The following is a 26014-nucleotide window of genomic DNA, read 5'->3' as shown; positions in this document are numbered from 1 at the left end:
CTATGTCCCCATTTCCTAAAAAAACAGCCGACCTTTATCCTTTGATAACGCAAGCGCAGACGCGTGATCAGTTTGGTTTGAAGCGTGATTTAGCGCGGCTTAAACTAACATCAGATGAAGAAAAAGACAACCATACCCAAGAGGGCATAAAGGCCTGGTTGCGTTGGTGTGCGCGTTTGCAGCAATCTTTGAGCAAGGTAGAAGCCCGTAAAGCGCTGGTGCCTAAAATTGATTTTGATCCGGCCTTGCCTGTGGTGGGGCGGCGTGATGAGTTGTTAGCGCTGATTAAAACCCATCAAGTGGTGGTGATTGCCGGTGAAACCGGGTCGGGTAAGACCACTCAAATCCCTAAAATTTGTTTAGAGGCCGGTCGCGGGGTGTTAGGTCGGATTGGTTGTACCCAACCGCGTCGTATTGCGGCGCGCAGTGTGGCTGAACGCTTATCTGAAGAGCTAGGGTCTAGCTTGGGCGAACTGGTCGGTTATCAAGTGCGGTTCCATGATCAGGTGCATGAAACCAGTTTAATCAAGGTGATGACTGATGGTATTTTGTTGGCTGAAATTCAAAATGACCGTTTTTTAAGCCAATACGATACGATTATTATTGATGAAGCCCATGAGCGCAGCATTAATATTGATTTTCTACTCGGTATTCTGAAACAACTGCTACCCAAACGCCCTGATTTAAAGCTGATTATCACCTCGGCAACCATCGATACCCAGCGTTTTGCCGAGCATTTTAAGCAACCAGGCCTGGTGGTGCCGATTGTGGAAGTTTCCGGTCGCACTTATCCGGTAGAGGTGCGTTATCGGCCTTTAGGTCAGGTTGAGATGGACGATGGCACGGTGATTGAACAGGATATAACCGCAGGCATTGTCGAGGCGCTTGAGGAATTAGCCGCCCATGACCCGCATGGTGATGTATTGGTATTTCAAATCGGTGAGCGTGATATCAAAGAAACTGCCGAAGCACTGCGCAAACAAAATCTAAAAAACACCGATGTCATTCCTTTGTATGCGCGTTTATCGGTTAGCGAGCAGAATAAGGTATTTCAAACGTCCAACAAACGCCGGATTATTCTATCCACCAATGTCGCGGAAACCTCGTTAACCGTTCCGGGTATTCGCTATGTGATAGACCCAGGCCTGGTGAGGATTAGCCGCTATAGCGTGCGCTCTAAAGTGCAGCGTTTACCGGTTGAGCGCATCTCACAAGCCTCGGCGAACCAACGAAAAGGCCGTTGCGGACGTGTGGCCGATGGTATTTGTATTCGCCTGTATTCGCAAGATGATTTTAACGCTCGCCCTGAGTTCACCGATCCAGAAATTCATCGTACCTCTTTAAGTTCTGTGCTATTGAATATGGCGCAACTTAAACTTGGCAAGGTGCAAAGCTTCCCGTTTATTGAGCCGCCAGAAGATAAGGCGGTGAATGATGGTTATCGCCAACTGCTTGAAATTGGTGCGTTGGATGATAACAAAAACCTAACCGAAGCAGGGCGCGACTTAGCTCGTTTGCCCTTAGAGCCACGCATTGCCAAAATGGTGTTGGAGGCGGAAAAAAACAATGTGCTGGCCGAGGTGTTGATTATTGCCGCTGCGATTAGTATTCAAGATCCACGCGACATCAACGAACAAACCATGCAAACCGCGCGCACCAAGCACAAACAATGGGAAGACCCGCGCTCGGACTTTTTGTTTTTCCTCAATTTGTGGCGGTTTTATGAATACCAAGCACGCCATCTGAGCCAAAACAAACTGCGAAAATTGTGTAAAACCAATTTCCTATCTTATCTTCGGCTGCGTGAATGGCATGATTTATTTCACCAGCTTAAAGTCAGTTTAAAATCCATTGGCTTAAAAGTCGGCGAACTGCATTTGTATGAAGAAATAACGGAAAGCGGCCAAACTATTGAGCGGCTAAGTGATTTACACAGTATCAATCTGCATCGTTCTTTGTTAGCCGGCTTGTTAGGGCAGGTGATGATGCGCTCGGATGATAATAGCTATCTCGGTGCGCGTGGCACTAAACTTTTTATTCACCCCAGTTCGGCACAGTTTAAACTTAAACCTAAATGGTTGATGTCAGCAGAAATGGTGGAAACCAGCAAACTCTATGCGCGAACCAATGCACAGATTGATGTGCGCTGGGTCGAGCAATTAGCGCCGCATTTGATAAAGCGCAGCTACGCTGACCCGCATTGGCAGAAAAAAACCGGTCAGGTTGGAGCGTATGAATCGGTGACGCTGTATGGTTTGCCGATTGTTAGTCGTCGTGTTTGTAATTATGGCCCGATTAACCCAAAAGAAGCGCGCGGCATTTTTATCCGTGCGTTGGCACAGCAGGATGTTAATACGCAAGCTGCGTTTTACCAGCATAATCTAAAGCTGATTGAGCATATTGAGCGTTACGAAAGCAAACTGCGCCGTCCTGATTTACTGGTGGAAGAACAGGTGTTGCAAGACTTCTATGCCGCGCGGATTGCTGAACGTATCAGCAACCAACCGGCGTTAGAAAGCTGGCTTAAAAAAGTCGGAGCCAAAGCGCAAGACGCCCTCAAGCTCAAAGAATCTGACCTACTGAAACAGGATTTAGACAGCCAGTATGAGCGAGATTTTCCGGATCAAATTCAACTCAGCCAGCGTATTCCCTTGCAGCTGGATTATCGTTTTGAACCAGGGAAACAACAAGACGGTGTGGTGTTTAAGATACCGCTCGCAGGTTTAAACCTGGTGAATGAGGCGCAGTTTGAATGGCTAACGCCAGGGTTTATTAAAGAAAAAATTACTTGCTATATCAAGGCCTTGCCAAAACAACTTCGCAAACAGTTTGTGCCCGTTCCTACTGTTGCAGAACGAATTTATCAACAAATTAGTGCTGACCAGGGTGAGTTTTCAACGCAACTTATTCACGTGCTTAATCGAGTTGCCCAGCATAAAATTAGTTTGGATGACTTTAAGGCAGTCAGCTTACCTGCGCACCTATTGCCTTGGTATCAGCTGTTGGATGATAAGGGCAAATTGATTGCCGAGAGTGCTGATTTGGCGGAACTTAAACAGCGTTATCACCATCTGGTCGAGGCGAAAATTCAGCAGAGCGGGGGCGAGAAAAAACAGCCAGTGACCGAATGGCACTTTGGTGATCTTAAAGACCATGAAGTCATCAAATCCCACGGCAAGCAGTTACAAGCCTATCCGGGCTTAGTGCTTGAACAGGGGCAGGTGTTTTTAACTCGCAGCGGCGACGAACGTCAGGCCAAAAAATACCACGGCTATGCGGTCTGGACCTTGTTAAAAACTCAACTTCACGACAAGATAAAATACCTGCAAAAACATCTAAACCTTAAGCAGGCCTGCTTGTGTTTTGCTCCCTATGGCTCTTGTGTGCATTTAACCGAGCAAATTATCGAGAAAGCCTTGCGCCATTTAGTGCCTGAGCCGCAAGCAATTCGCCAACAGGCGCAGTTTAATGATGCGCTAGAAAAGCTCAAAGCCAACTGGGTAGCTGACGCACAGGCTCTAGCAGGCTTAGTTAGTGATATTTTGACCCGTCATCAGAAACTTGCGCAGCAGATAAAAGGCAAACTTAATCCGCGCTGGTTAATCTCCATCGACGATATCAAACAACAGCTAGATGGCTTGGTTCACCTTAATTTTGTATTGGATACACCGTATCTCTGGCTCCAACAAATACCGCGTTATTTCATCGCCTTAGAAAAACGATTAGAAAAACTGGATTTAGATCCGCAAAAAGACCAGCAAACCCAACGCCAACTGCTTGGGGTATTAAACCGTTATCACGACTTGGCTAACCGCTATGGCGCGCATCCACCACCGGGCTTCATTGAGTTACGCTGGCAACTGGAAGAACTGCGGATTTCGTTGTTTTCGCAACCGATGAAAACCCTGCAAACCGTGTCGATTGCTCGTATCGAAAAAGCTTTAGCCGCGCTGTAAGCCCATGTGTAAACCCGTGCGGCGCGTCTTTTCATCCATTGTTCATGTTAGGTTAATCTTTCTAAGACTCTGTATTCAAATCCAGTCCGTACTATATGTCTTGAGCAAGGCCGAGGGCAATAACGCTAACTTGGCAGACCAACAGCCCACGAGGCTTTAACCCGAAATGTGGAGAATTTAGATGAACAGACGTAAATTATTAGGTTTAGGCTTAGCAACTTTGATGGCTTCGACAGCAGCGATTGCGGCACCGGTGCAAAACAACAATATCACTGAGGATGAAATTCGTGCCGCTCAAAAAGCTTGGGGTGCGGCGTTAATCCAAATTGGACAAGATTACACCAAAGGCGGACAAGCCAAAGCGCAAGCAACGGCAAAAGCGGTCTTAAATCAAGCCTATGGTTATAACCATGGCCCGGTATTATTTAAACCCACCTTGGCGAGCGGCGATACCACGTTTAGAACCACGCATGAAGGTGCTTTAGCCTATTTTGTGGGCAATAACCCTAAATACGGTGATAGTGGCTTTGCTCTAAAGGGCTGGCAAGCCTATGAGTTTAACAATGCCGCAGTCTATATAAACGGTGACTTAGCGCTAACTATGGGGCATGTAACACTAACCAATAAAGCAGGCGAAAAAACCACGGTGGATAAAACCTGGGGTTTTAAAAAGGACGATGAAGGACAGTTACGCATTGTGCTGCACCATTCCTCCTTGCCGTTTTCAGCTAACTAATGCACCGATCTTAAGGCACACAAATTAGCAAACGTCATGGACGATTAATCGCCCATGACGTAACCTAATCCTCGCCGAGTTTTAATCAGCTTCACTTCAAACCCATCATCAATCTTTCGGCGCAGGCGCGCCATATATACATCCACAATATTAGTCATGGGATCTTCCAATACCCCCCAGACGTGACTTAGAATGCGTTCACGACTTAATACCCGACCAGGATTGCGCATTAACATTTCCAAAATACGTAATTCCTTAGCCGTCAGTTCAATCAGTTTTTTGCCACGTTCCACCTGTTGTTTTGCTAGATTGAAATTTAAATCTTCAAGGCTTAAAATTGGATCAATCGGTTTTCTATTTTCACGGTTTAATAGAGCATCAATTCGAGCCAGCAATTCCTCAAAATGAAAAGGTTTGCCGAGGTAATCATCCGCACCGGTGCGTAAGCCAAGAACACGATCATCAACCTCAGACAGAGCGGAAAGCATCAGGATTTTGCAAGGTAATCCCATACTCCTTATGTCACGACATACTTTGAGACCATCACCATCTTCAAGCAAGCGATCTAAAATTACCAAATCAGGTTCCGTGCTTCGAATCATTGGCATAGCTTCGTTAATCGTCATGATGGCTTCAATATTGTAACCCTCGGATTGCAAGCCTCTAACAAGAAAGTCAGCTAAGCGTTGCTCATCTTCGATTAATAATATTTTCATAAAGATTCATCGCTTAAGTCAAAAAAAGGTAACTCAATCATCGTTTTCGTTCCTCTAGGAAGATTGGCTGAAAAATACAGCAAGCCATCATGCGCATCAATTAAACTTTTAGCGATAGACAAGCCAAGCCCTAGGCCTTCCGGACGCAGCTTTTTAGCTTGCTGACCTCGACTGTAACGCTCAAAAGCTTTGTTGCTATCTGAAAACTCGAAACCAATGCCTTGGTCAGCAAGCCTAACCATAATAGTGTGATCTTTTTGTACCATGCTGATTTGAAGCATTTGGGGTGCCGTTTGATAGTGAAGCGCGTTCTCTAAAAGTATGCCAAAAACCAATAGCATTTTATCCTGATCAACTAATAAAAGTTTTTCCTGATCCACCGCACTTGATTCTATATCTAGCTGAAAATCAATCCGAACTTGATAAGCAAGACATTGATCTATAAGTTGCTGATAAAGCTCACAGGCTGAAATGGGTTTTAATTCAACAGACACAAGAGCGTGTTGGCCTCGCGTTACCATAATAAGATCATCAATGCGAGAAGCTAGGGTTTGACAACTATCAATAATTCTTTCCAGCGCGCAATTTTGGCTATGTTCACTAGGCTGGCGTAACGCCAATTCAGCTTCACCCAAAATATGGGTAGTGGGGGTTCTTAGCTCATGGGTGAGTTCTTCAATAAACCCTTTTTGACGTTTTTCAGCATCACTCAATTGCTTAACCACGTGTTGCAACTGTGCGGTGCGTTCAAGAACTTTATCTTCTGTGAGTTCTTGAAGCTTGATTTGTTGTAAGCGGTGTTCTTCTAGACGTTTGGCCATTTCGTTAAAGCGGAAGGCTAATTCAATAAACTCTTTGGATCCTGTTAGCGGAATAAGTTCATTAAACTTTCCTTGTGAAAAGCGAGAAGCACCATAAGTTAAATGGTTAAGCGATTGATTAAAAACCCGAATTAAGCGATAACTTAAAATAATGACCAAACTTAAACTGATCAGTGTCATCAGCACAAGAGATAAATATATTAACTGGCGTGTCGATTTCGCATCATCCTCCGCAATGGCGACTTGAGCCTTATGAAGAGACACTAATTCATTAATAACCTGTTGCATATCGGCACCTTGAAATTTATCGAACAGAGCCAGAAGGGCTTGCCAACGCGCTTCATCAGAATCTAATGCCAAGACCTCTCGGGTTTGCAGGGCTTGTTTTAATGCGCTAAGGTTTTGGGTTAGCAAAAGCGTGTTTTGATTAACGCCTTGGCTGAAAAGCTGGTCTTCATAGCGCGTCGACTGCTCAAATAAGCGGTTTAGAATAGTAAGCTGATTTAAGTGTTGATCCATGCGCTCAAATAAATTATCGCGAATGCTAGTGTTTGACTTTTCAGTAATGATAAAATCAGCTAACCAGACTTTTAAACGTTTGGCGTCTGCGCGGAATTGAACAACATCCGTCAACATTTGCTGAGCATAAAGGCTGCGTTCTTTGTGGTAGGCTAGTTTTTGAAAAGACCAAAAAAAACCCCATGCTTGAATGAGAATTAAAACAAATAATAAGCTTAAAGAAATGATGAGCTGGTGACGAAACATAAGCTGCCTTCTATTCGCTGTTATTATTTTGATTAAAAAATTAAAGTTTAAACGTTAATACATCTGTTGTGGTATTGAGAAACCTACTCTTAACCAATCTAACACCTTAAAAAGCTAGGGTAAAAGCAAAGAATCAGTACAAGTAAAGGCGAAAACCTGTTAAAGTTAATAAACAATAATAACATTAAGGACTAAAAAATGAAATTTATAGCGTCTTCTACTTTGGCAATTGCTTTGGGCTTAATTGTAGTAGGTTGTGGTGAAAGCTATACCGAATCGGAAAACACGGTCGATACCCGTGAAGTGACTAAGCAGGCAGAACCCCAAGCACCAAGCTTGAAGCAACGAATTGAAGCGCCGGTCAATTTGACTATACAAGAGGCGCCCACACTGCCTAAGACTACTGAAGTTGAAATGCGACCGCAAATAGCTTCAGGTTCTGCACTTTATACCAGTTGTGCTGGTTGTCATGGTGTGACCGGTGAAGGCGGGGTTGGCCCAAAATTAAAAGGCCAAAACGAAGAAGACCTGATAAGCAAAATGATTTTATATCGTGCAGGGGAGCAAGTTGGCCCCCTGACTGGCATGATGGCTCCGATGGTAAAAGACATGTCTGATGAAGACATTGAACGTGTTGTAAAATTTATTTTAACTTTTTAAGTTAAAACGCAATCATCCTGAACCTGGCGGCCCTGTAAGCCGCCGCTATGATAGAGCACAATACGGCTGCCAGGCTTGAACTCATTGCGCTCTAGCAGTTGATTAAAGCCATAAATCAGCTTGGCGGTGTAAACCGGGTCGAGCGGAACGTCAAAACGTTTTTCGAATACCTGCGCTTGTCTAGTAATGTCCTCTGTTGTTTTGCCATAGCCACCGCCATGAAACGCGGTACATAATCTCCAGTTAGCCTTATCCTCACCCGCCCAGCCCTGGATGCGGGGGATTAAATACTCGGCTTGTTTTAACGTCGCTATCCCCCAAACCTGTTGATCGGGTTTTGCGTATTTTACTAACCCTGCTAAGGTGCCACCCGACCCCACTGCGCAAAGCAAATGGGTAAAGTCTAGCTGTTGATTAAGTTCTGTGATCAAGGATTCAAATCCATCTAGCGCTAACGGATTACTGCCACCTTCCGGCAAAATATAGGCCCGGGGGTAGTGCTGTTGTAACGCATGCAACCAGGCCTGGTCATCACGAAGCCTATAGGTTTTTCGGTCTAAAAATACCAGTTGCATGCCATTATGCGCTGCTTTTTTTAAGGTGGATGACCAGGCCTGCTGCTGTGACTCAAGTTCATCACCGCGAATAAAACCGAAGGTCTGCCAGCCATAAAGGTTTCCAGCCTCCGCTACAGCAGCAATATGATTAGAGTAGGCGCCACCAAAAGTTAAAAGTTGCTCAAAGCCTTTATGGTGAGCATAAGCCAAGTTAAGTTTTAACTTGTGCCACTTGTTCCCTTGAATGGCAGGATGGTTTAAATCGTCTCGTTTAATCCATAACGAAATCCCTCTTTGATCAAAAAGCGGGTGTACACATTCTTGGAGGGGTGTAACCGGATGATTTAGTCGCAAGGCAGTGGGCATGGTTTGATACAATAGCGCTCTTTTAAATTTAAACCTATTTTACTTGGATTGTGCGCAATGCGAAAACTTTCTAGACAGCAGCTTTACCGTCATACTCAAATTGAACCTCAAGCGTTTGCTCAAAACACCACAACAATTGAAGATTTTATGCAGCGGTTTCATCCCCGCGCATATCAATCGCTCAATTTTGGCTTGCATTTAAAGCGCAACCAAAATCACATATTTATTATGGGCGAGCCAGGTGTTGGCCGAATTGGTATGACCAAAGCCATGTTAAAAAATGCAGCACAAAATAAACCCATGCCCGATGACGTCGTATTGGTTTCAAATTTTAAAGAGTCGCCTAAAACCAAATATCTTTACTTCCCTTCTGGCAAGGGCTTTGAGTTTAGACAAGCGATTGAGCGGTTTATTACCCAGCTAAAAAATCAGTTACCTGTAGTATTTGATGGTCATGCTTATCAACTTCGTTCGCAACAATTAGAGCGAAAGCTGGCCGCTTCGCAAGAAGAAATTTTAGAACCGGCGTTTGAATTGGCCACAGCCTTAAGTATTGACGTGCAGCAGACAGAAAATAATTTTGTTTTACATGCAGTGGTCGAGGGTGAAAAGATGCGTTTATCTGAGCTTAAAGCCCTAGATGAAGAGGTTCAGGCACATTTTACCGATGCGTTAGATCAGGTTGAGGCCAAAATCAATGAGGCCTTGACGCGTTTCCCAACCATGCAACATGAATACCTGGAAGAGGGTAAGAAACTCAATACTCAGGTGGCATCGGAGCATATTGCGCCGCTTATTCAAAGTTTAAAAAAAGAATTTGCGACCAACAGTGAAACCGAACAGTATTTGGATGATCTTGAGCAAGCATTGCTTGCCAAGCTTCATTTATTCTGGGATCAATCGGCTGATCAGGTGACGACCAGCTCAAATAATTCCAGCCAGCTCGAAGAAGCTGCGCCTGAACAACAGGGAATCAGTCAGTTTAGCGTCAATCTACTGGTTGACCACCGTAATCTTGAGCATGCCCCCGTTATCTACGAACAAAATGCGACCATGCCAAAGTTATTCGGTTATGCGATTAACAATGCCAGTTCAGCAATGGGGGATACCCTAAGCTTGGCAATGAACCACCAAGCCGGTTTATTGCAGAAAGCGAATGGCGGTTATCTGATTTTAAATATCCAGTCGTTGCTCAAAGACCCCGAAATTTGGTCAAGCCTTAAAGCCTCACTAATGTCGCGCCATTTGAGTTTTGAAATCCCCTCATCTAATAGTGTTGTGCCTTATCATTTACCGGATTTTCCACTGAATTTGACTTTAGTTTTAGTTGGACAACCGGTGCACTTCTATGCGCTGCATGAAATTGATGCACAGTTTAGCCGATTGTTTAAGGTGCAGGTTGAGTTTGAAGTAGAGTTGTCAAGAACGCCTGACCATGAATTGGCTTTAGCCCAGCAGTTAGCCAGTGAGATCGAATCTTGGGAGGACTTACCAGTTGAGTTATCGGCTTTTGAACGCTTAATAGAATACGCTTCACGTATGGCTGAAGATGAAAACCGACTCTATACCAATAAGGCAATTTTGCGCGATGTGTTGGCGGAAGCGACCGCTTTTGCCCGCGCTAATAGCCAAGAAAAAGTTAGCCGAGAAACGATTGAGGCCACCATTGCTCAAAGAGATTTCCATACAGGTTTGATGGAGGAATATTTTCATCGGGCGATTATCGAACAACAGGTATTAATTTCATTGCAAGGCCATCACACCGGTATGGTGAACGGTTTAACTGTGATGACCGTAGGCCGTCAATCTTTTGGCCAACCTGTGCGTATTACCGCGCAGGCTTCGGCGGGTGATGAAGGGATTGTTGATATCGAGCGTGAGATTGAAATGGCCGGACCGATTCATTCCAAAGGCATGCTTATTTTATCAGGTTATGTACGCGGGCGTTATATGCGCTACCGCTCATTAGGCTTTAGTGCCTCGATTGTTATCGAGCAAACCTATGACGGTATTGAAGGGGATAGCGCCTCATCCGCCGAGTTATTTGCCTTGTTGTCAGCGATTGCGCAAGTGCCAATGCGTCAGGATTTAGCGGTAACCGGTTCAGTCAACCAGTTTGGAGAAATTCAACCGGTTGGGGGGGTTAATGAAAAAATTGAAGGTTTTTATAAAATTTGTTCAGCGCGCGGTTTAACAGGTCATCAAGGCGTGGTGATTCCTGAAGCTAATACGCGCCATCTTATGCTTAATCAAGAAGTTCGTGATGCGGTTGAGAAGGGTGTGTTCCATATTTATGCCATTAGTCATGTAGACGAAGGCCTAGCCTTGTTTGGTGATATGCCTGTGGGTGAACCGAATGAAAACGGTGATTTTCCATCGGGCAGCTTTAATGCTCGGATTATGCAAGCCCTTGAGTGCATGAATGAAAAAGAGCGTGATTAAACCCTATTTTGTAACCTTAGAGATAGAAAAAAGTTTTGCTATAATGAACCAAAAGATAATACGGAAAACCTATGTCAGTTGATTGTTTATATATTAATGTTCACCCTGAAAACCCTCAAGAACGCTTGCTAAAGCAGGTCGTTGACATTCTTAACAAGGGCGGAGTTATTGCTTATCCAACCGAATCGGGTTATGCATTAGGCTGTTTATTGGATAATAAAGAAGGCGCAGAGCGGATTCGTCAATTGCGCCAGTTATCCGACAAACATGACTTTACCTTAATGTGTCCGGATTTAAGTCATTTGTCGCATTATGCTAAGGTGGGAAATGCACAATTTCGTTATTTAAAAGCTAGCTTTCCCGGCGCTTATACGTTTTTATTAATAGCCAGTCGTGAAGTACCTAAACGCCTACAAAACGCAAAACGCAAAACGATTGGCTTGCGTGTTACACCTAACAAAATAACGCAAACCTTGTTAAGTTATTTTGATAAACCCTTGATGTCAGTGAGTTTAGTGCTTCCGGGTGAGGACATGCCGATGACAGATGGCTGGTCAATTCAAGAAGAGCTCGGCCATGCGCTAGACGCTATTGTTGATGGTGGATTTTGTGGGTTTGAACCGACTACTGTGATTGACTTTACCGGAGACGTACCGGTATTGGTGCGCCAAGGTCAGGGGCCTTTTAACCCATGATGGCCATGAGCGAGTTAACGCTTATCCAACAACTCTCGATTTGGGCGTTGCCGGTTATTTTTGCGATCACACTTCATGAAGCGGCGCATGCCTGGTCTGCAGAAAAGTTGGGCGATAAAACAGCGCGCATGTTAGGCCGGGTAACGCTTAATCCGATTAAGCATATTGATCCAGTTGGCACCCTGTTAGTTCCTGTTGCTTTATTAGCGCTTGGTGGGTTTATTTTTGGTTGGGCTAAGGCGGTACCCGTGACCCAGCGCAATCTCAAACGGCCCAAAACGGATATGGCTTGGGTGGCTTTGGCCGGGCCAATGGCGAATCTATTAATGGCACTAGGCTGGGCTATTATTCTAAAACTCGGTTTTCTGTTGGTAGCGAGCTCTCCTGAAGTCGGCCAATTTATGATTTATTCAGGTATTGCCGGAGTGAGCATTAACATCGTTTTGATGGTGTTAAACCTATTACCTATCCCACCCCTAGACGGTAGTCGGATTGTCTCCGCGTTTATTTCTGACCGTTTAGCCTGGCAATATAATCGTTTAGAACCCTATGGGTTGTTTATTTTACTGGGGTTGTTGTTATTGGGTGTACTGAGTTTTCTAATCTCAGGGCCTTATCAGTTTATTCAACAACTCTTGCTTAAGTTGGTGGGCGTGGTTTAAATGGCGCAGCCACACCAGCTGTTATTGCCCTTTGCAATAGTGCAAGGCCAACCGCTGATTGAGCCGCCAAAAGGCCTGTATATTCCACCTAATGCCCTTAAAGTCTTGTTAACAGACTTTGAGGGTCCGTTGGATTTGCTGTCGTTTTTAATCCGTAAAAACAAATTTGATATTCGTGATATTCCGGTATTTGATATCGCCTGCCAGTATCAACACTACATTGATTTAATGCAGCAGTTAGATATTGAATTGGCCGGTGAGTACCTGTTTATGGCTGCTTGGCTGACAGAAATAAAATCGAGAATGTTACTGCCAAAACCGCCGCAAAATGATGAAAATAGTGATGAACCCGATGATCCGCGTACAGAACTCATGCAAAAGCTAATTGAGTATGAAGCTTACCAAAAAGGGGCGCAGTGGTTAGATGGTTTAAAAATTGTAGGGCGCGATCTTTGGCCGATTAGGTTGGAGGTAGAACCCCCAGCGAGTTTAGCGCCGGTGCTTTCCTTGGATGATTTATTTACAGCAATGGAGCAGGTTTATCAACGCGCACGTTCAAGAAGTGCGCACCAAGTGGTTGAGGAGGCGATTGAAATTAGTGATAAGATTGATTGGATTCTTCAGCAGATCACAGATCAACCGGTTTCACTCATTGGTTTATTGGTGTTAAAGGAAGGCAAGCCAGGCCTGGTGGTGACGTTTATTGCGTTACTTGAGTTATTGCGCCAACAAATGATTGAGCTTGAGCAAAATCAGGCCTATGATGAAATTTTAATTCGACGTGCTGCCTAATGAGTTTTGAACGTTTAACATCACGCCAACAGCAACTTTATCCGATTGTCAGCGCTTTGGTTTTTAGTGCCGATCAGCCCTTGTCGAACGAACGCTTAGTGGCTTTGCTCAAGTCCAAAGACGGCTTTAACAAAACAACCACTAAAGACTTGATGGCCGTTGTTGATGTGTTAAAGTCCCGATTAGAGGATTCGGGAATTCAGCTTGTAGCAACATCAGAAGGTTATCGCGTCGAGGTGCTTAAAGATTACTTGGATTGGGTGTATTTGTTGTTTGAACAAAACCCGCCTAAATTATCACGAGCGCTGCTTGAAACACTGGCAATTATGGCGCACAAGCAACCCATCACCCGAGCTGAAGTAGAGTCCATTCGGGGTGTTGCCGTCAGTACGCAGATTATGAACCAATTAAAACACCATGGTTGGGTCAAGTCAGCCGGAACCAAACAAGTGCCTGGTCACCCCACTTTATGGGTGACAACCGATAAACTCGTCCAAGACTTGGGTTTAACTAGCAAGGATGCGCTTATTGAAAAGCTGGATAGGCTGGTAAATGATTTCCTATCCGACAAACAAACTCAACATGTATCTCAACCAATACACTAAAATACATAGCAATATATCCAATTATATCTAAAGAGTTTAAAACAATGATTCAAGGTGAAAAGTTACAAAAAATGCTAGCACGTGGTGGGTTCGGTTCTCGACGTGAAATTGAACGGATGATCGAGCAGGGACTAGTGCAGCTGAATGGTCGCACCGCAAAACTAGGCGATCGTGCCGTAGATACCGATAAAATTCAAGTGCGTGGTCACACAGTAAAAACCACACGCTTAACCCAGCAGCCTACTCAAGTTTTGTATTATCACAAGCCCGACGGCTTAGTGTGTAGTCGTTCGGATGAGCAAGATCGGGATACTATTTTCTCACAACTTCCGCCTATTCGTAATGGCCGTTGGATTTCTATTGGACGTTTGGATATTAATACCAGTGGTTTATTATTAATTACCAACAATGGTGAGCTTGCCAATCGCATGATGCATCCGTCCTATGAACTAGAACGCGAGTATGCGGTGCGCATTTTTGGTGATGTGACCGAAGATATTTTAACCACACTACGCCAAGGCGTAATGCTGGATGATGGTGAAGCAAAATTCAATTTTGTATCTCGCTTACCTTCGGACGAAGATGCACAAAACCAGTGGTACCGTGTGATATTAAAAGAAGGCCGTTATCGTGAAGTGCGTCGTCTTTGGGAGTCGCAAGGTGTGCAAGTCAGTCGCTTAATGCGGATTCGTTATGGCGAGTTTAGTTTACCGGCTAACCTTAGACGAGGCCAAACCCGTGAATTTGATTGGAAAGATGTTAATCGTTTGCTGAAATCGGTTGATTTACCTGCTGAGATACGTCCTGATCAACGGCCCAAAACTGAGGTCAAGCCTGTTCGAGCTAAAACACCTTCCACAACACCTAGACCTGTTTCAACCCGTCGTCGCAGGTAAATTAAAATGTTTAACCGGGTTTATTTACAGTTTTTGGGATTGTTAATGGCCATTTTGCCACTGGGTTCGCTGTCAGCCACCACACTGTCAGCCGCTGACTATCAGTGGATTGGCGAGCGTATATACCAAAATGAAACAGGGGGTAAGCCCGAGCATTTAACCTTTTGGAGTTCAGCGGAGGAGTTTCCCTCGTTTGGTTTGGGGCATTTTATCTGGCTACCTGAGGGTCTAGACTTACCGTTTGAAGCCACGTTTTCGCAAATGGTAGCCTTTGTATCCCAAACCCATCCCGCGCCAACTTGGGTTAAACAACCGCATCCACCCTGGCAAAGCAAAGCCGAATTTGACCAGGCCTGGTCGTCTACAGAGCTGGTTGAATTAAGAGCTTGGCTTGAAGCAACCAAAGCACAGCAAGTTCAATTTATTGTACAACGATTTAAGCAACGTGCGCCCAGTATAACGCGAGAACTATCAGCTAGCCAAAACAAAGAAACTCAAGCCAAACAAGCACAAGCCGCAGAGGTACAAGCTAAATTCGATCGTTTAGTTCAAACACGTAACGGCCAGTACGCCTTAATCGATTATGTTAACTTTAAAGGCTGGGGTACCCATCCCAAAGAGCGTTATCAGGGCGAAGGATGGGGACTCGTTCAGGTTCTTCAGGCTATGCCTGAATCCCAGCAGCTAAATGATGAGCAACAACTCCTTCAAGCTTTTTCAGATGCGGCAAAGCAAGTATTAGCTCGGCGCATTGCACTTTCACCTCCAGCCCGCAATGAACAACGCTGGATGCCGGGATGGGCCAGTAGAATAGATGGCTATGTGCCATGATACGCACATTGCTGGCCACAGCGCGTCCGCCTTTTTTGGTTCTAACGCTTTCAGTCATCTTAATGGCGGGAGCGCTAGCGCATTATGACCAAGCCGATTTTTCAATCGGTTTATTTGTATTGGTGTTGTTAGGCGCTTTGGCTGCCCACGCCAGTGTCAATATGCTGAATGAGGCCTATGATGCGCGTTCTGGACTAGATGATCTTACGCAGCGCACCGCGTTTAGTGGCGGCAGCGGGGCGTTACAGCATAACCCTGCGCGGATTAACCAGGTAGAAGCCCTAGGCTTGGGTTTGCTGGGCTTTGTAATTGCACTGGGGCTTTATTTTATTTGGTTAACCGGTTGGGGGTTGTTGCCTATTGGTTTAATAGGTGTAGGGGTCGTGGTGGCTTATACACCTGCCATCACACGTTCACCTTGGCTGTGTTTAATCGCTCCTGGACTTGGATTTGGGCCGCTGATGGTTATGGGTGCGTACTATGTGCTAACGGGTAGCTATAGTTGTATTGCGTTTGCGCTCTCGCTCATTCCTTTTTTTCTGGTCAATAATTTATTACTACTCAATCAATACCCAGATCTTGAACCAGATCGTCAGGTGGGGCGGCGTAACCTATTAATTGCTTTTGGTAAAAAAGTGGGTGCTAGGGTCTTTCTGGTGTTTTTAGCGGCTGCATTTTTAACCTTGGCTTTTTTGGTTATTTCAGATTGTTTGCCCTATTGGGCCTTGCTGGGAGGGCTGATGCTGATCGTTGCTGTCCCGCTTGCGATTAAACTTATGCGTTCTTATCAGGCACCAAGCCTTGCCCCTTCGCTTCTAGCGTGGAACGTTGTGATTAATTTAGCCATGCCAGCACTGATTGGGCTGGGCTTGCTCATTGCTTGATTTTACCAAGGCAAGCCCTAAAGCCCCCGAATTTATTCGTGGGGAGTAGTCAACTAATAGCAGACGGATCGTTTATAATTTAGAATCAATTAATTTAGAAGCCTGTAATGCAAGTAAATAACACGACGACAAACCCGGGAAATCAAATGCCCTTTAAGGTTCCACCTCATTCGATTGACTCAGAACAATCGGTGCTGGGTGGACTGATGCTATCCAATGCGTCATTTGAAGACGTATCCATGGTGTTAAATCAATTTGATTTTTATACCAAACAGCACCAGGCGATTTATAACGCCATCGTTGAATTAAATCGTGCGAATAAACCGTTTGACTTGGTAACGGTGGTTGAGTTTCTAGAGGCCACACAACAAATTGAACTCGCAGGGGGTAAATCCTATTTAGCTGAGCTCGTTGCGAATACGCCCGGTGCAGGAAATATTATGTTCTACACCCAGATCGTGCGCGAAAAGTCTATTCTACGCAAGCTGATTGAAGCCTCAAATGATGTTGCCGAAAGTTGTTTCTTTACCAAAGGTAAAGATGTACGCGAGATTCTGGATTTTGCGGAATCAAAAATTATGGCGATTGCCGAGCACGGTGAAGGCAAACAGCGGCAATACAAAACAATAGATGAACTGCTGGTTTCGGCGATTAACCGTATCGACGAATTGTTTAACTCAGATGGTTCAATTACGGGTATCGCTACTCATCTCAATGAATTTGATGAAATGACCTCCGGTTTACAACGTGGTGATTTATTGATCGTCGCTGGGCGTCCTTCGATGGGTAAAACCTCCTTTTCCATGAATATTGCGGAAAACGTGGCGACCAAAAGCGGCCAACCTGTCGCCGTATTTAGTATGGAAATGCCCGGTGAACAGCTCGCCATGAGGATGATTAGTTCGCTGGGGCGGATTGATGCGCATCGTATGCGTACCGGTAAACTTCAACCTGAAGACTGGGCAAAGATGAATAAATCGATTTCATTGCTCTCAAATGCCGATATATATATTGATGATACCCCGGCTCTGATGATTACCGAATTGCGGGCTAGAGCACGACGCATTGATAAAGATATTCGTGAAAAACAGCGCCGAAAAGCGATTGAAGAGGGGGTTGAGGATCCTGAATCGAAGGTCACCGGTTTGGGTTTAGTGGTGATCGACTATTTACAGCTGATGCGTGGTTCGCAAAACACTGATAATCGTGTGAATGAGATTTCAGAAATCTCGCGGGGTTTAAAAGCGCTGGCTAAAGAACTCAATATTCCATTAATTGCTCTGTCGCAGCTCAACCGCAGCTTAGAACAGCGTCCTGATAAACGTCCGAAAATGTCAGACTTACGCGAATCAGGTGCGATTGAGCAGGATGCAGACTTAATCATCTTTATCTATCGTGATGAGGTTTATCACCCAGATAGCGATGACAAGGGTACGGCCGAGATCATTATCGGCAAACACCGTAATGGGTCCATCGGTTCAATACGCTTGACTTTTATTGGCCAATATACCCGTTTTGATAACTATATTTCTATGTCTCCAGACGATATGCGTTATTAATATGTCCCGACCTATTTATGCTCAAATTAACTTAGCCGCCTTACGCCATAACCTGGCTCAAGTACGCGCTTTAACCTTGGACTCACGCGTCTTTGCGGTGATTAAAGCCAACGGCTATGGTCATGGTATTGTTCGAGTTGCTAAACAATTAGCCTCAGCGGATGGGTTTGCGGTTGCGTCCTTGGACGAAGCCTTAATTCTGCGTCAAAATGGATTTCTACATCGTATTTTATTGCTCGAAGGGGCATTTCAACCCGATGAGCTCAGTCTGATCGAGCAACATCGGCTGGACCTAGTCGTTCATTCACCGCATCAGGTTGATTGGTTGCTGGATTATCAACCCAAATCACCCTTAAAAATTTGGTTTAAAATCGATACAGGCATGCACCGTCTGGGTTTCGACCTGGTTAGTTTTTCTCAATCCATGTTGAAAATTAGAAATGCACTGCCCAAGCTTAAACTCAATTTAATGTCGCATTTTGCCAGTGTGACTGAATCACAAGCCTTCACTGATCTTCAGCTTGAAACGTTTAACCAGGCCTGCATAGATTATAATTTACCCAAAAGTATAGCCAATTCTGCAGCGATCCAGCGTTTACCTCAAACCCATTTTGACTGGGTGCGCCCTGGCATTATGTTATATGGTGCGGGCATTGATCCCTCACTGCAATCACGATTCAAAGCCGTACTCACCTTTAAAACCCAATTGATTAGCTTAAAATGGATCGCTGAAGGCGAAACGGTGGGGTATGGTCAAACGTGGACCGCTCCTCGCCGCAGTTTAATTGGCGTTGCTGCAGCCGGTTATGGTGATGGTTACCCACGTCATGCGCCTAATGGCACGCCGGTATTAGTCAATGGCCAGCGTGTCTTAACGGTGGGGCGAGTGTCGATGGATATGATTACACTTGATCTAACCGATATGTCAGCGCAGGTCGCGATTGGTGATCCGGTTACACTTTGGGGAGAGGGGCTTGGTGTAGATGAAGTGGCTGAAAAAGCCGGTACGATAGGCTATGAATTACTCTGCGGCATAACCCAGCGTGTACCTATTCAAGAGCTGGATTCAGAGGTACAAGATGATGACAGATAAAACCCTGATAATTCACAGCAATAAAAAAGGCTATGATGGATTTTTCAAAATCAACCTTATCCGTTTTCAACATAGCCTATATCAAGGAGGCTTGAGCCCTAGCATTACCCGAGAACTATTTGGGCGTGGCCAGGCGGTGGTTGTGTTGTTATATGATTTAAACGCTCAGCAGGTTATCTTGGTTGAACAATGTCGTGCGGGCGCCTTAGGGCATGCACTCGACACAAACAATCCAAACCAGGCCTGGTTGATTGAACCGGTTGCCGGCATGATTGATGATCACGAAACCGCCTTAGACGCTTGCCGACGCGAAACACGTGAAGAGGCGGGCATTGAGGTTAATCAATTTGATTATGTTTGTCAGTTTTACCCTAGCCCGGGCGGCAGTGATGAGATTTTGCATTTATATGCCGCAGAGGTTGATGTGGAAAAAATAGGCCAGTGGGGTGGTTTGGCTGAAGAAGTTGAAGACATTCGGCTGGTCAAGGTTTCATTTGATCAAGCGAAGCAACAGCTTTTAGCTAGACATTATAACGTTGCCAGTACACTGATTGCTTTACAATGGCTCTTTTTTCAACGACTTCAGGCAAGCTAATGTCACAACAGCAGCACAAACACAATAAAGATCACGATAAAGAGCCAAACAGAGAACCCATGCTCGAACTATTTCGCTATGGACAGCTTCCAAAGTTGGCGCACCGTGGTTTACTGTTTGCCAGCTTAGCTGCGGCACTTTATTGGCTTTATTTTTCGATTGTAAAAATGGAGCTATTGCCCCGTCTACTAGCCGGTGAAACCTTAATTTTAGATGCGATTGTTGGTTTTCCACTGGTCTTAGCTTTAGCGATTGTGGTGTATGCGATTGTCTATTGGGCGATTAAAATAGTGATGATTATCGCCTATCCTCACTGGCTGACCTTGCCGCCAGGTCATAATGACCCTGATGAGGTGGCGTTTGATCCCGCTGATAAAACGGATTTAACTAATCCGCGCGATTCAAAGCGAGATAGCTGAATTCGCTATGAAGCTGGATCATTATAAACGCGAAGCCCATCTGCTTATTCGCATCGCCTTGCCCATTTTTACCGCACAACTTGCCTTAACCAGTCTGGGCGTGGTGGATACCATTATGTCAGGCTGGGTGGGCGTCAATGATCTGGCAGCCATTGGCTTGGGGACCAGCCTACTCTTGCCCGTATTTATTTTTGCGACCGGTATTTTATTGGCAATGACACCGATTACCGCTCGCTTTCTGGGGCAAAACAAACCGGACAAAATAGGCTATGGCTTAACACAAGGTATCTGGTTAGCCATTCCCATCGGTTTGATCAGTATGCTGATTCTTATGGTACCTCAGCCTCTGCTTAATCTATTACAACTCAGCCCCCAAGTTTATCAACTAACGGTCGATTACCTATTTTATGCCGCCTTAGGATTACCCGGGGTTGCGCTCTATCAAGTGTATCGTTTTTTCTGGGAAGGCTTGGGGATCACCTTGCCGACCTTAACGATCAGTCTTGGCGCACTTTTCCTAAATATCCCCCTTAATGCGTTGTTTATTTACGGCTATGGTCCAATCGAGGGCATGGGCGCGGTAGGTTGCGGGGTGGCAACGGCGATTGTTATGTGGACCATGCTCTTAGGAGGGTGGCTATATGTACGTTACGCAAAGAAAACCCAAGTTTATCGAACAAACACCTGGGTTAAACCGAGTTGGACGCTTGGGTTTAAACCGATTTTATTGCTCGGTTTACCTATGGCGTTTTCCTTGTTATTTGAGGTGGGCATGTTTAGTTTCATCGTACTCTTTATCGCACCGCTGGGTACCAGCGTTATTGGTGCACATCAAATTGCCATGAGTTTTACCTCACTACTGTTTATGTTGCCCTTAAGTCTGGCCATGGCGATGACCGTAAGAGTAGGCTTAGGTTTTGGTCAAGCAGATCGTAGTGCAGTAAAAACTAGTATTATTGTTGGTGTAGTTTTTGCCATCGTGTTTGGTGTGCTGCTTTCTTTGTTGACCTTTAATTTTAGACAAACCATTGTTAGCTTATATACTAGCCATGGCGAGGTGTTCCACATTGCGGCCATGTTGTTTATTTTTGCGGCATCCTATCAGGTTTTTGATGCGATTCAAGTCGCGATGGCAGGGGCCTTACGTGGTTTACACGACACGCAAGTCACCATGTGGGTCACACTCGTGAGTTATTGGGGCGTGGGTCTTGGCGGCGGCTATTGGCTTGCCTTTTTTAATCCATTTGGCGAACCGTTGGGCGTGTACGGTTTTTGGTTTGGCATTATAGGCGGCTTGGCCTTAGCAGCGGTGTTATTAGTTTTACGATTACGTTGGATGATGCAACATGTCGAATTTAAAAACTAAGCCTTGTCCTTGTGGCAGCGGTATGAGCTACAAAATCTGTTGCCGCCCTTTGCATTTAAAAAAGACTAAAGCAAAAACAGCCGAAGCCCTGATGCGTTCACGTTTTTGCGCTTATTATTTAGCTAAACAAAAACCAGAACTTTCACGCTATATTCTAACCACCTGGTGCGCTGAAACCAGGCCTGGTGATATGGATTTAAGCCATCAGCCTAGTTGGACAAAACTTAAAATACATCGAACTGAGCAAGGCCAAATGCAGGATAAAAACGGTTTAGTGGAGTTTAGTGCTTATTACATTGAAGACCAAGATGACGTTGAGTTTCGTGAAGTCAGTGAGTTTTTGCGCACAGAAAAGGGCGACTGGTGCTACTTAAAAGGTGAGATAAAAAGGTTATAAAAGCATAAGTTAGACACGTAAATAGCTATAAAAGTAGTTGTTCACGTGTCAATATGCATAGTAAAACGATTACTTCACCTTGTAATACTTGTCATTTAAATACGCAGCGACGTCAAGTACTTCATCTTCAAACCAACCGGTATTGAGGTTGACATTACAGAAATTGACAGCAGCGACCAATTTTTCAAAGGTATTGGTTTTTTGAGGGTTGTAAGGTTGTGCCGCGTGACATTGAAGACAATTGGCTTGATTGTGTAAGGCTTTTCCTGCTTCAGGATCACCACTGGCAAAGGCACCTGACGATACTGAAAATAGAGCGGTTGTTGCTAGTATTGCGAAAACTTTTTTCATGACACTCTCCCAAGCTTTGTGAAAAACGCAGTTTCATTTTAACCATAAAGAATAGATAAAAAATTAAAACTTATTTATTGCCCAATCAATTTTTGTTGGGCTAACAATAACTATAAAAATAAAGGAAGAACTTATGAGCGAAGTAACGTTTATTAAAGGTAAGGATCAAAGCTTAGAAAACTCTATCGCATTTATGCAAACCACGCTAATTAAACAGGGTTTTGATATCAATGAAGTTAAATGGTTAAACTCTGTTGCCAACATTTACTCACTGCATATTCATGACCGCGCATGTCCGGGTTTGTTTACCAACGGAAAAGGGGCGAGCCGCAAAGCCACGCTGGCTAGTGCTTTAGGTGAGTTTTTAGAAAGGCTTTCAACTAATTATTTTTTCTCGGATTATTACCTTGAACCCGCATTAAAAGACCCTAGCCTTTCGGGCATGAACGACTGGTTGTATTATCCCAATGAAAAATCGTTTGCACTCAGCGACTTTAAGCAATGTTTAAATGCCGATTTGTGGTCCATTTACGATCCGCACCAAGAGTTGCAAGCCGACCAGTTATTAAGCTTTAACGATAATAGCGAACGCATTAGAGCCATTGAAATGCGTCATGCACAAACCGATGAAGTGATTTATGTGCCGATGAACTTGTTGAGTAACCTCTATGCCAGCAATGGTCTATCGGCCGGTAACAATCAGCAAGAAGCCGCCGTGCAAGGCTTATCTGAAATTTTTGAACGTTGGGTTAAGAATAAGATTTTAAAAGAAAACATTTGTTTACCTGAAATACCCGATCAGGTCATTGCACGTTTTCCATCGATTCAGCGTTCATTGCAAGACCTTCGTGACCAAGGGCTTGAGGTATCCGTAAGGGATGCATCACTCGGCGGCCAGTTTCCGGTAATGAATGTCACCTTGTTTGATCCAAAACAAGGGCGTTGTTTTGCCTCTTTTGGTGCTCATCCGCTGTTTGAAGTGGCCTTAGAGCGAACGCTCACCGAATCGTTACAAGGTCGTCATCTCGGCTTTTTAGACGGCTTTCAAGTGCCAAGTTTTGATCAGCAAGCCATTGCCGAAGATGAAAACCTTGAAAACCATTTTATTGACTCTAGTGGCTTAATTAATGCACGCTTTATCGCCGACCAGGCTGATTTTGAATTTGTTGACTGGAATTGGGATTTAACCACCGAACAACAATGGCAATGGCTGGTTGAGTTGGCGAAAGAGCAGGGCTTTGATGTCTATATTGCACATTACGCCCAGTACAATTTCCATACCTGTCGAATCATTGCCCCCGGAATGTCTGAGGTTTATCCTATGGACGAGTTACTGGTTAAAAATCAAAATGATGGCCGAAAATTGCGCCAAGCATTAGGTCAGTTTGCAATCAATCAACAACCAGGCCTGGTTTTAGCTTTGCTAGACGAAATTGGCTTCAGTGATCATCAAGGCGTTGCATCATTAATTGGTTTAATGCCTGATGCAGGGTGTGTATGGAATAACATTAAAATAATTGATTTACGTTTTTGGTTAGAGGTCTATGCCAAAGATTTTGACGCTGCCTACCAAAGTTTGCAAGTGTGCAAGGCTTATGTTGACCCAGAAAAACCGATGGCCGTTGTGTACGAAGCCATGCAGTTTGCATTAGATATCGAGTTAGATAGCTTGGATTACGCGGCTTATCGTAGCGGAATGAAAAAGTTATTTGGTGAACAAATTATTGATAAGGTTCAAGCGCATTTGAATGGAGAACAATGTGCCTGGGGATTAGCCCTGGGGCCAGCGGCGTTTGAGCAAAGCCACCGACACCAAGCTTTGTGGCAGGTCTATCAGCGCGCCCATCAAGCCAAAATCAGTCAAATCAGGGTGAGTCAAATCAAAGCAGAGTAACAGGTGAAATCGAACCTAGCGGCTATCTTATCACCGCTGCTGTTCCTAAGTCATTCCGGCTTACGCCAGGATGACCTACAAACGTGCTAGCTTTTTTATTTAAAGCTTGTTCAAATTAAAAGTTATAAATTAACGATAGATTGGTTTCACCATCGGTCTTTTTAACCCCAGCACCGGGTTCGGAGTTATAACGATACTTATAACCCAAACTCGCAGACAGTTTGCTATTTAATGCAGCACGTAAGCGAGTATTGGTTTCAATTTTATCTTGCTCACGACCTGTTACATACAAAGCATCTTGCCCAAAGCTGTAGGTTTCATTAAATTTATGTGCAAAATCAAATTTTAATCGGCCAGTAACTTGATCAAAATCATCACCTACAAAAACACTAACATCTTGGTAACCGATACCGACTTCACCTTTAAGTTGACTGGCATTGGTTTTATAAAGTACCCGACCCAAACCTACAGATAGCGTGTTATCAAGTTTTAAATTTGTTGGTTTGTTGCGCTCGTTTCTCAGGTTACCAAAACCATAAAAATCACGTGCTGATGAAAAAAAGTAATCGTACTGCTGTTCCAACATATACCGATCAGAAATGGTGTTGCCAGACTCTTTTTTATTTTCGACTTCAAAAATGGCAGTATAGTCGCTTTGCGTAAAGCCATAACCCATTTTCAAACGCGCATTAATGGTCTGGCTATCGGTGTTTCCGGTGGTTTTATTAAACCCAGCTTCACCTGAACCGCTCCATCCTGCATCATCAGCCAAGACACCTGGCGCGGCAAAACCAAAAGCCGAAACGGTTGCAATAGCTACTAAATTTTTTTTCAAGGTCATCGTTGAGGTCTCCTAAGACGTTATTTAAATTCGATGTAAACCATCTAGATTACTTTAATACTTTATCATAAACTCGCTTTATCAACCAAATTGAGCGCGTCTGCGTTTAATTTGATAAAATACTTCTAAATTATGACTTGAATTAGGGATGTCCAATGAAACTTGATTTTTTAGATTTTGAACAACCAATCGCTGAACTTGAAGCAAAAATTGATGAATTAAGACACTTGGAAGGCAGTCAAGATTTTGATTTACTTCAAGAAATAAGTTCGTTAGAACAAAAAAGTCAGGCCCTAACCGAGTCTATTTTTAAAAACCTATCTGACTGGCAAATTTCACAACTTGCACGCCATCCTCAACGACCCTACATGCTTGATTACATAAAAGCCATCTTTACTGACTTTACAGAACTGCATGGTGATCGTGCGCTGGCTGATGATGCGGCGATTGTGGGTGGGCTAGCACGCATAGACGGTCAAGCTGTAATGGTTATTGGGCAGCAAAAAGGCCGTGATACCAAAGAAAAAATACGACGAAACTTTGGTATGCCTCGCCCAGAAGGCTATCGCAAAGCACTCAGGCTAATGAAAATGGCCGAGCGCTTTAATTTACCTATTTTGACCTTTATCGACACGCCTGGTGCCTATCCTGGCATTGATGCTGAAGAACGGGGTCAAAGTGAAGCCATTGCACGTAATCTCATTGAAATGGCTGAACTTAAAACCCCCATTATTTGTACCGTGATTGGCGAGGGCGGTTCAGGGGGTGCATTAGCAATAGGTGTCGGCGATGTAACCTTAATGCTGCAATACAGCACCTATTCGGTTATCTCCCCGGAAGGCTGTGCGTCTATTTTATGGAAAAGTGCTGCCAACGCTGCTGATGCGGCGGCGGCGTTAGGTGTGACAGCCCCACGCCTTAAATCATTAGGGCTAATCGACGAAATCATTACAGAGCCTCTAGGTGGCGCGCATCGTGCTCATCAACAAACGGCTGAAAGTTTAAAAGCCGTGTTGATCGAACAACTTAACCACTTTAAAACCTTTGACCTTGATCAACTCGTTTCACGCCGCTATGATCGTTATATGGCTTATGGAAATTTTGAACTCGTTTAG

The 26014-nt window shown here is 44.5% G+C and carries 24 protein-coding genes; 19 read left to right on the top strand and 5 right to left on the bottom strand.

The genetic code is table 11. The features are described from left to right. Nucleotides 1-2: 2 nt before the first annotated feature. Entirely contained in the window at nucleotides 3-3956 is a 3954-nt protein-coding gene (gene hrpA, locus P8S55_RS09675) for an ATP-dependent RNA helicase HrpA (protein WP_289224001.1), read from the top strand. 181 nt (nucleotides 3957-4137) lie between these two features. Then, complete coding sequence (locus P8S55_RS09670) at nucleotides 4138-4692, top strand: metal-independent carbonic anhydrase family protein (protein WP_289224000.1); 555 nt, start codon at nucleotides 4138-4140, stop codon at nucleotides 4690-4692. Nucleotides 4693-4736: 44 nt separating this feature from the next. On the opposite strand, the gene P8S55_RS09665 is transcribed toward P8S55_RS09670, so the two are convergent. Further along, a complete protein-coding gene (locus P8S55_RS09665; RefSeq protein WP_289223999.1) occupies nucleotides 4737-5408 on the bottom strand; it encodes a response regulator transcription factor in 672 nt (223 codons plus the stop codon). Then, complete coding sequence (locus P8S55_RS09660) at nucleotides 5405-6994, bottom strand: sensor histidine kinase (protein ID WP_289223998.1); 1590 nt, start codon at nucleotides 6992-6994, stop codon at nucleotides 5405-5407. The genes P8S55_RS09665 and P8S55_RS09660 overlap by 4 nt, the downstream gene beginning before the upstream one ends. Before the next feature lie 198 nt (nucleotides 6995-7192). Between P8S55_RS09660 and P8S55_RS09655 the strand changes: the two genes are divergently transcribed. Further along, nucleotides 7193-7654, top strand: a complete 462-nt coding sequence (locus P8S55_RS09655; protein WP_289223997.1) for a c-type cytochrome — start codon at nucleotides 7193-7195, stop codon at nucleotides 7652-7654. On the opposite strand, the gene P8S55_RS09650 is transcribed toward P8S55_RS09655, so the two are convergent. Then, on the bottom strand, nucleotides 7651-8577 hold the full coding sequence (locus P8S55_RS09650) for a 1-aminocyclopropane-1-carboxylate deaminase/D-cysteine desulfhydrase (protein ID WP_289223996.1): 927 nt from the start codon (nucleotides 8575-8577) through the stop codon (nucleotides 7651-7653). The genes P8S55_RS09655 and P8S55_RS09650 overlap by 4 nt on opposite strands. 57 nt (nucleotides 8578-8634) lie before the next feature. Here P8S55_RS09650 and P8S55_RS09645 point away from each other — a divergent pair, with 57 nt between their 5' ends. The 14 genes from P8S55_RS09645 to P8S55_RS09580 all read left to right on the top strand — a co-directional run bounded on the left by P8S55_RS09645 (nucleotide 8635) and on the right by P8S55_RS09580 (nucleotide 21813). Then, entirely contained in the window at nucleotides 8635-11019 is a 2385-nt protein-coding gene (locus P8S55_RS09645; RefSeq protein WP_289223995.1) for a Lon protease family protein, read from the top strand. Nucleotides 11020-11090: 71 nt separating this feature from the next. Then, nucleotides 11091-11714 carry an L-threonylcarbamoyladenylate synthase gene (locus tag P8S55_RS09640; protein ID WP_289223994.1) on the top strand — a complete coding sequence of 208 codons (624 nt, stop codon included), beginning with the start codon at nucleotides 11091-11093 and terminating at the stop codon, nucleotides 11712-11714. Further along, the gene (locus tag P8S55_RS09635) at nucleotides 11711-12376 is read left to right on the top strand and encodes a site-2 protease family protein (RefSeq protein ID WP_289223993.1); all 666 of its coding nucleotides are present in this window, start codon (nucleotides 11711-11713) and stop codon (nucleotides 12374-12376) included. Before P8S55_RS09640 ends, P8S55_RS09635 begins: the two co-directional genes overlap by 4 nt. Continuing rightward, a complete protein-coding gene (locus P8S55_RS09630) occupies nucleotides 12377-13168 on the top strand; it encodes a segregation and condensation protein A (RefSeq protein ID WP_289223992.1) in 792 nt (263 codons plus the stop codon). It begins immediately after the preceding gene. Next, nucleotides 13168-13773 (top strand): SMC-Scp complex subunit ScpB, encoded by a 606-nt coding sequence (gene scpB, locus P8S55_RS09625; protein ID WP_289223991.1) that lies wholly within the window; start codon nucleotides 13168-13170, stop codon nucleotides 13771-13773. Before P8S55_RS09630 ends, scpB begins: the two co-directional genes overlap by 1 nt. A gap of 44 nt (nucleotides 13774-13817) precedes the next feature. Next, nucleotides 13818-14669 carry a 23S rRNA pseudouridine(2605) synthase RluB gene (gene rluB, locus P8S55_RS09620; protein ID WP_289223990.1) on the top strand — a complete coding sequence of 284 codons (852 nt, stop codon included), beginning with the start codon at nucleotides 13818-13820 and terminating at the stop codon, nucleotides 14667-14669. 45 nt (nucleotides 14670-14714) lie between these two features. Continuing rightward, entirely contained in the window at nucleotides 14715-15500 is a 786-nt protein-coding gene (locus P8S55_RS09615) for a hypothetical protein (protein ID WP_289223989.1), read from the top strand. Continuing rightward, nucleotides 15497-16384, top strand: coding sequence for a prenyltransferase (locus tag P8S55_RS09610; RefSeq protein ID WP_289223988.1), 888 nt, complete (start codon nucleotides 15497-15499; stop codon nucleotides 16382-16384). The genes P8S55_RS09615 and P8S55_RS09610 overlap by 4 nt, the downstream gene beginning before the upstream one ends. A 107-nt stretch (nucleotides 16385-16491) precedes the next feature. Beyond that, entirely contained in the window at nucleotides 16492-17943 is a 1452-nt protein-coding gene (gene dnaB, locus P8S55_RS09605; protein WP_289223987.1) for a replicative DNA helicase, read from the top strand. 1 nt (nucleotide 17944) lies between these two features. Then, nucleotides 17945-19036 carry an alanine racemase gene (gene alr / locus P8S55_RS09600; protein WP_289223986.1) on the top strand — a complete coding sequence of 364 codons (1092 nt, stop codon included), beginning with the start codon at nucleotides 17945-17947 and terminating at the stop codon, nucleotides 19034-19036. Further along, nucleotides 19023-19631, top strand: coding sequence for an NUDIX domain-containing protein (locus P8S55_RS09595; protein WP_289223985.1), 609 nt, complete (start codon nucleotides 19023-19025; stop codon nucleotides 19629-19631). The genes alr and P8S55_RS09595 overlap by 14 nt, the downstream gene beginning before the upstream one ends. Continuing rightward, complete coding sequence (locus tag P8S55_RS09590; RefSeq protein WP_289223984.1) at nucleotides 19631-20050, top strand: hypothetical protein; 420 nt, start codon at nucleotides 19631-19633, stop codon at nucleotides 20048-20050. Before P8S55_RS09595 ends, P8S55_RS09590 begins: the two co-directional genes overlap by 1 nt. Before the next feature lie 7 nt (nucleotides 20051-20057). Continuing rightward, nucleotides 20058-21416, top strand: coding sequence for an MATE family efflux transporter (locus P8S55_RS09585; protein WP_289223983.1), 1359 nt, complete (start codon nucleotides 20058-20060; stop codon nucleotides 21414-21416). Then, entirely contained in the window at nucleotides 21397-21813 is a 417-nt protein-coding gene (locus tag P8S55_RS09580; RefSeq protein WP_289223982.1) for a YchJ family protein, read from the top strand. Before P8S55_RS09585 ends, P8S55_RS09580 begins: the two co-directional genes overlap by 20 nt. A gap of 69 nt (nucleotides 21814-21882) precedes the next feature. Here the strand turns inward: P8S55_RS09580 and P8S55_RS09575 are convergent, their stop codons facing one another. Beyond that, the gene (locus P8S55_RS09575; protein WP_289223981.1) at nucleotides 21883-22164 is read right to left on the bottom strand and encodes a hypothetical protein; all 282 of its coding nucleotides are present in this window, start codon (nucleotides 22162-22164) and stop codon (nucleotides 21883-21885) included. 133 nt (nucleotides 22165-22297) lie between these two features. Between P8S55_RS09575 and ycaO the strand changes: the two genes are divergently transcribed. Further along, the gene (gene ycaO / locus P8S55_RS09570; RefSeq protein ID WP_289223980.1) at nucleotides 22298-24058 is read left to right on the top strand and encodes a 30S ribosomal protein S12 methylthiotransferase accessory factor YcaO; all 1761 of its coding nucleotides are present in this window, start codon (nucleotides 22298-22300) and stop codon (nucleotides 24056-24058) included. 115 nt (nucleotides 24059-24173) lie between these two features. Here the strand turns inward: ycaO and P8S55_RS09565 are convergent, their stop codons facing one another. Further along, the gene (locus P8S55_RS09565; protein ID WP_289223979.1) at nucleotides 24174-24899 is read right to left on the bottom strand and encodes a DUF481 domain-containing protein; all 726 of its coding nucleotides are present in this window, start codon (nucleotides 24897-24899) and stop codon (nucleotides 24174-24176) included. Nucleotides 24900-25054: 155 nt separating this feature from the next. On the opposite strand from P8S55_RS09565, the gene P8S55_RS09560 reads away from it, so the two are divergent. After that, complete coding sequence (locus P8S55_RS09560) at nucleotides 25055-26014, top strand: acetyl-CoA carboxylase carboxyltransferase subunit alpha (RefSeq protein WP_289223978.1); 960 nt, start codon at nucleotides 25055-25057, stop codon at nucleotides 26012-26014.

Origin of the sequence: Thiomicrospira sp. R3 (genome assembly GCF_029581415.1) — a bacterium.
Lineage (GTDB): Bacteria > Pseudomonadota > Gammaproteobacteria > Thiomicrospirales > Thiomicrospiraceae > Thiomicrospira.
Note: the sequence above shows the minus strand (reverse complement) of the source record. Positions and strands in the feature narration are given on the sequence as shown.

What these genes read in the sequence shown, in the direction of transcription:
- P8S55_RS09560 (WP_289223978.1), top strand. Translation starts at nt 25,055, where the DNA reads ATGAAACTTGATTTTTTAGATTTTGAACAACCAATCGCTGAACTTGAA.
- rluB (WP_289223990.1), top strand. Translation starts at nt 13,818, where the DNA reads ATGATTCAAGGTGAAAAGTTACAAAAAATGCTAGCACGTGGTGGGTTC.
- scpB (WP_289223991.1), top strand. Translation starts at nt 13,168, where the DNA reads ATGAGTTTTGAACGTTTAACATCACGCCAACAGCAACTTTATCCGATT.
- P8S55_RS09670 (WP_289224000.1), top strand. Translation starts at nt 4,138, where the DNA reads ATGAACAGACGTAAATTATTAGGTTTAGGCTTAGCAACTTTGATGGCT.
- P8S55_RS09565 (WP_289223979.1), bottom strand. Translation starts at nt 24,899, where the DNA reads ATGACCTTGAAAAAAAATTTAGTAGCTATTGCAACCGTTTCGGCTTTT.
- hrpA (WP_289224001.1), top strand. Translation starts at nt 3, where the DNA reads ATGTCCCCATTTCCTAAAAAAACAGCCGACCTTTATCCTTTGATAACG.
- P8S55_RS09665 (WP_289223999.1), bottom strand. Translation starts at nt 5,408, where the DNA reads ATGAAAATATTATTAATCGAAGATGAGCAACGCTTAGCTGACTTTCTT.
- P8S55_RS09650 (WP_289223996.1), bottom strand. Translation starts at nt 8,577, where the DNA reads ATGCCCACTGCCTTGCGACTAAATCATCCGGTTACACCCCTCCAAGAA.
- P8S55_RS09630 (WP_289223992.1), top strand. Translation starts at nt 12,377, where the DNA reads ATGGCGCAGCCACACCAGCTGTTATTGCCCTTTGCAATAGTGCAAGGC.
- dnaB (WP_289223987.1), top strand. Translation starts at nt 16,492, where the DNA reads ATGCAAGTAAATAACACGACGACAAACCCGGGAAATCAAATGCCCTTT.
- P8S55_RS09585 (WP_289223983.1), top strand. Translation starts at nt 20,058, where the DNA reads ATGAAGCTGGATCATTATAAACGCGAAGCCCATCTGCTTATTCGCATC.
- P8S55_RS09595 (WP_289223985.1), top strand. Translation starts at nt 19,023, where the DNA reads ATGATGACAGATAAAACCCTGATAATTCACAGCAATAAAAAAGGCTAT.
- P8S55_RS09660 (WP_289223998.1), bottom strand. Translation starts at nt 6,994, where the DNA reads ATGTTTCGTCACCAGCTCATCATTTCTTTAAGCTTATTATTTGTTTTA.
- P8S55_RS09645 (WP_289223995.1), top strand. Translation starts at nt 8,635, where the DNA reads ATGCGAAAACTTTCTAGACAGCAGCTTTACCGTCATACTCAAATTGAA.
- P8S55_RS09575 (WP_289223981.1), bottom strand. Translation starts at nt 22,164, where the DNA reads ATGAAAAAAGTTTTCGCAATACTAGCAACAACCGCTCTATTTTCAGTA.
- P8S55_RS09615 (WP_289223989.1), top strand. Translation starts at nt 14,715, where the DNA reads ATGGCCATTTTGCCACTGGGTTCGCTGTCAGCCACCACACTGTCAGCC.
- alr (WP_289223986.1), top strand. Translation starts at nt 17,945, where the DNA reads ATGTCCCGACCTATTTATGCTCAAATTAACTTAGCCGCCTTACGCCAT.
- P8S55_RS09580 (WP_289223982.1), top strand. Translation starts at nt 21,397, where the DNA reads ATGTCGAATTTAAAAACTAAGCCTTGTCCTTGTGGCAGCGGTATGAGC.
- ycaO (WP_289223980.1), top strand. Translation starts at nt 22,298, where the DNA reads ATGAGCGAAGTAACGTTTATTAAAGGTAAGGATCAAAGCTTAGAAAAC.
- P8S55_RS09610 (WP_289223988.1), top strand. Translation starts at nt 15,497, where the DNA reads ATGATACGCACATTGCTGGCCACAGCGCGTCCGCCTTTTTTGGTTCTA.
- P8S55_RS09640 (WP_289223994.1), top strand. Translation starts at nt 11,091, where the DNA reads ATGTCAGTTGATTGTTTATATATTAATGTTCACCCTGAAAACCCTCAA.
- P8S55_RS09635 (WP_289223993.1), top strand. Translation starts at nt 11,711, where the DNA reads ATGATGGCCATGAGCGAGTTAACGCTTATCCAACAACTCTCGATTTGG.
- P8S55_RS09655 (WP_289223997.1), top strand. Translation starts at nt 7,193, where the DNA reads ATGAAATTTATAGCGTCTTCTACTTTGGCAATTGCTTTGGGCTTAATT.
- P8S55_RS09590 (WP_289223984.1), top strand. Translation starts at nt 19,631, where the DNA reads ATGTCACAACAGCAGCACAAACACAATAAAGATCACGATAAAGAGCCA.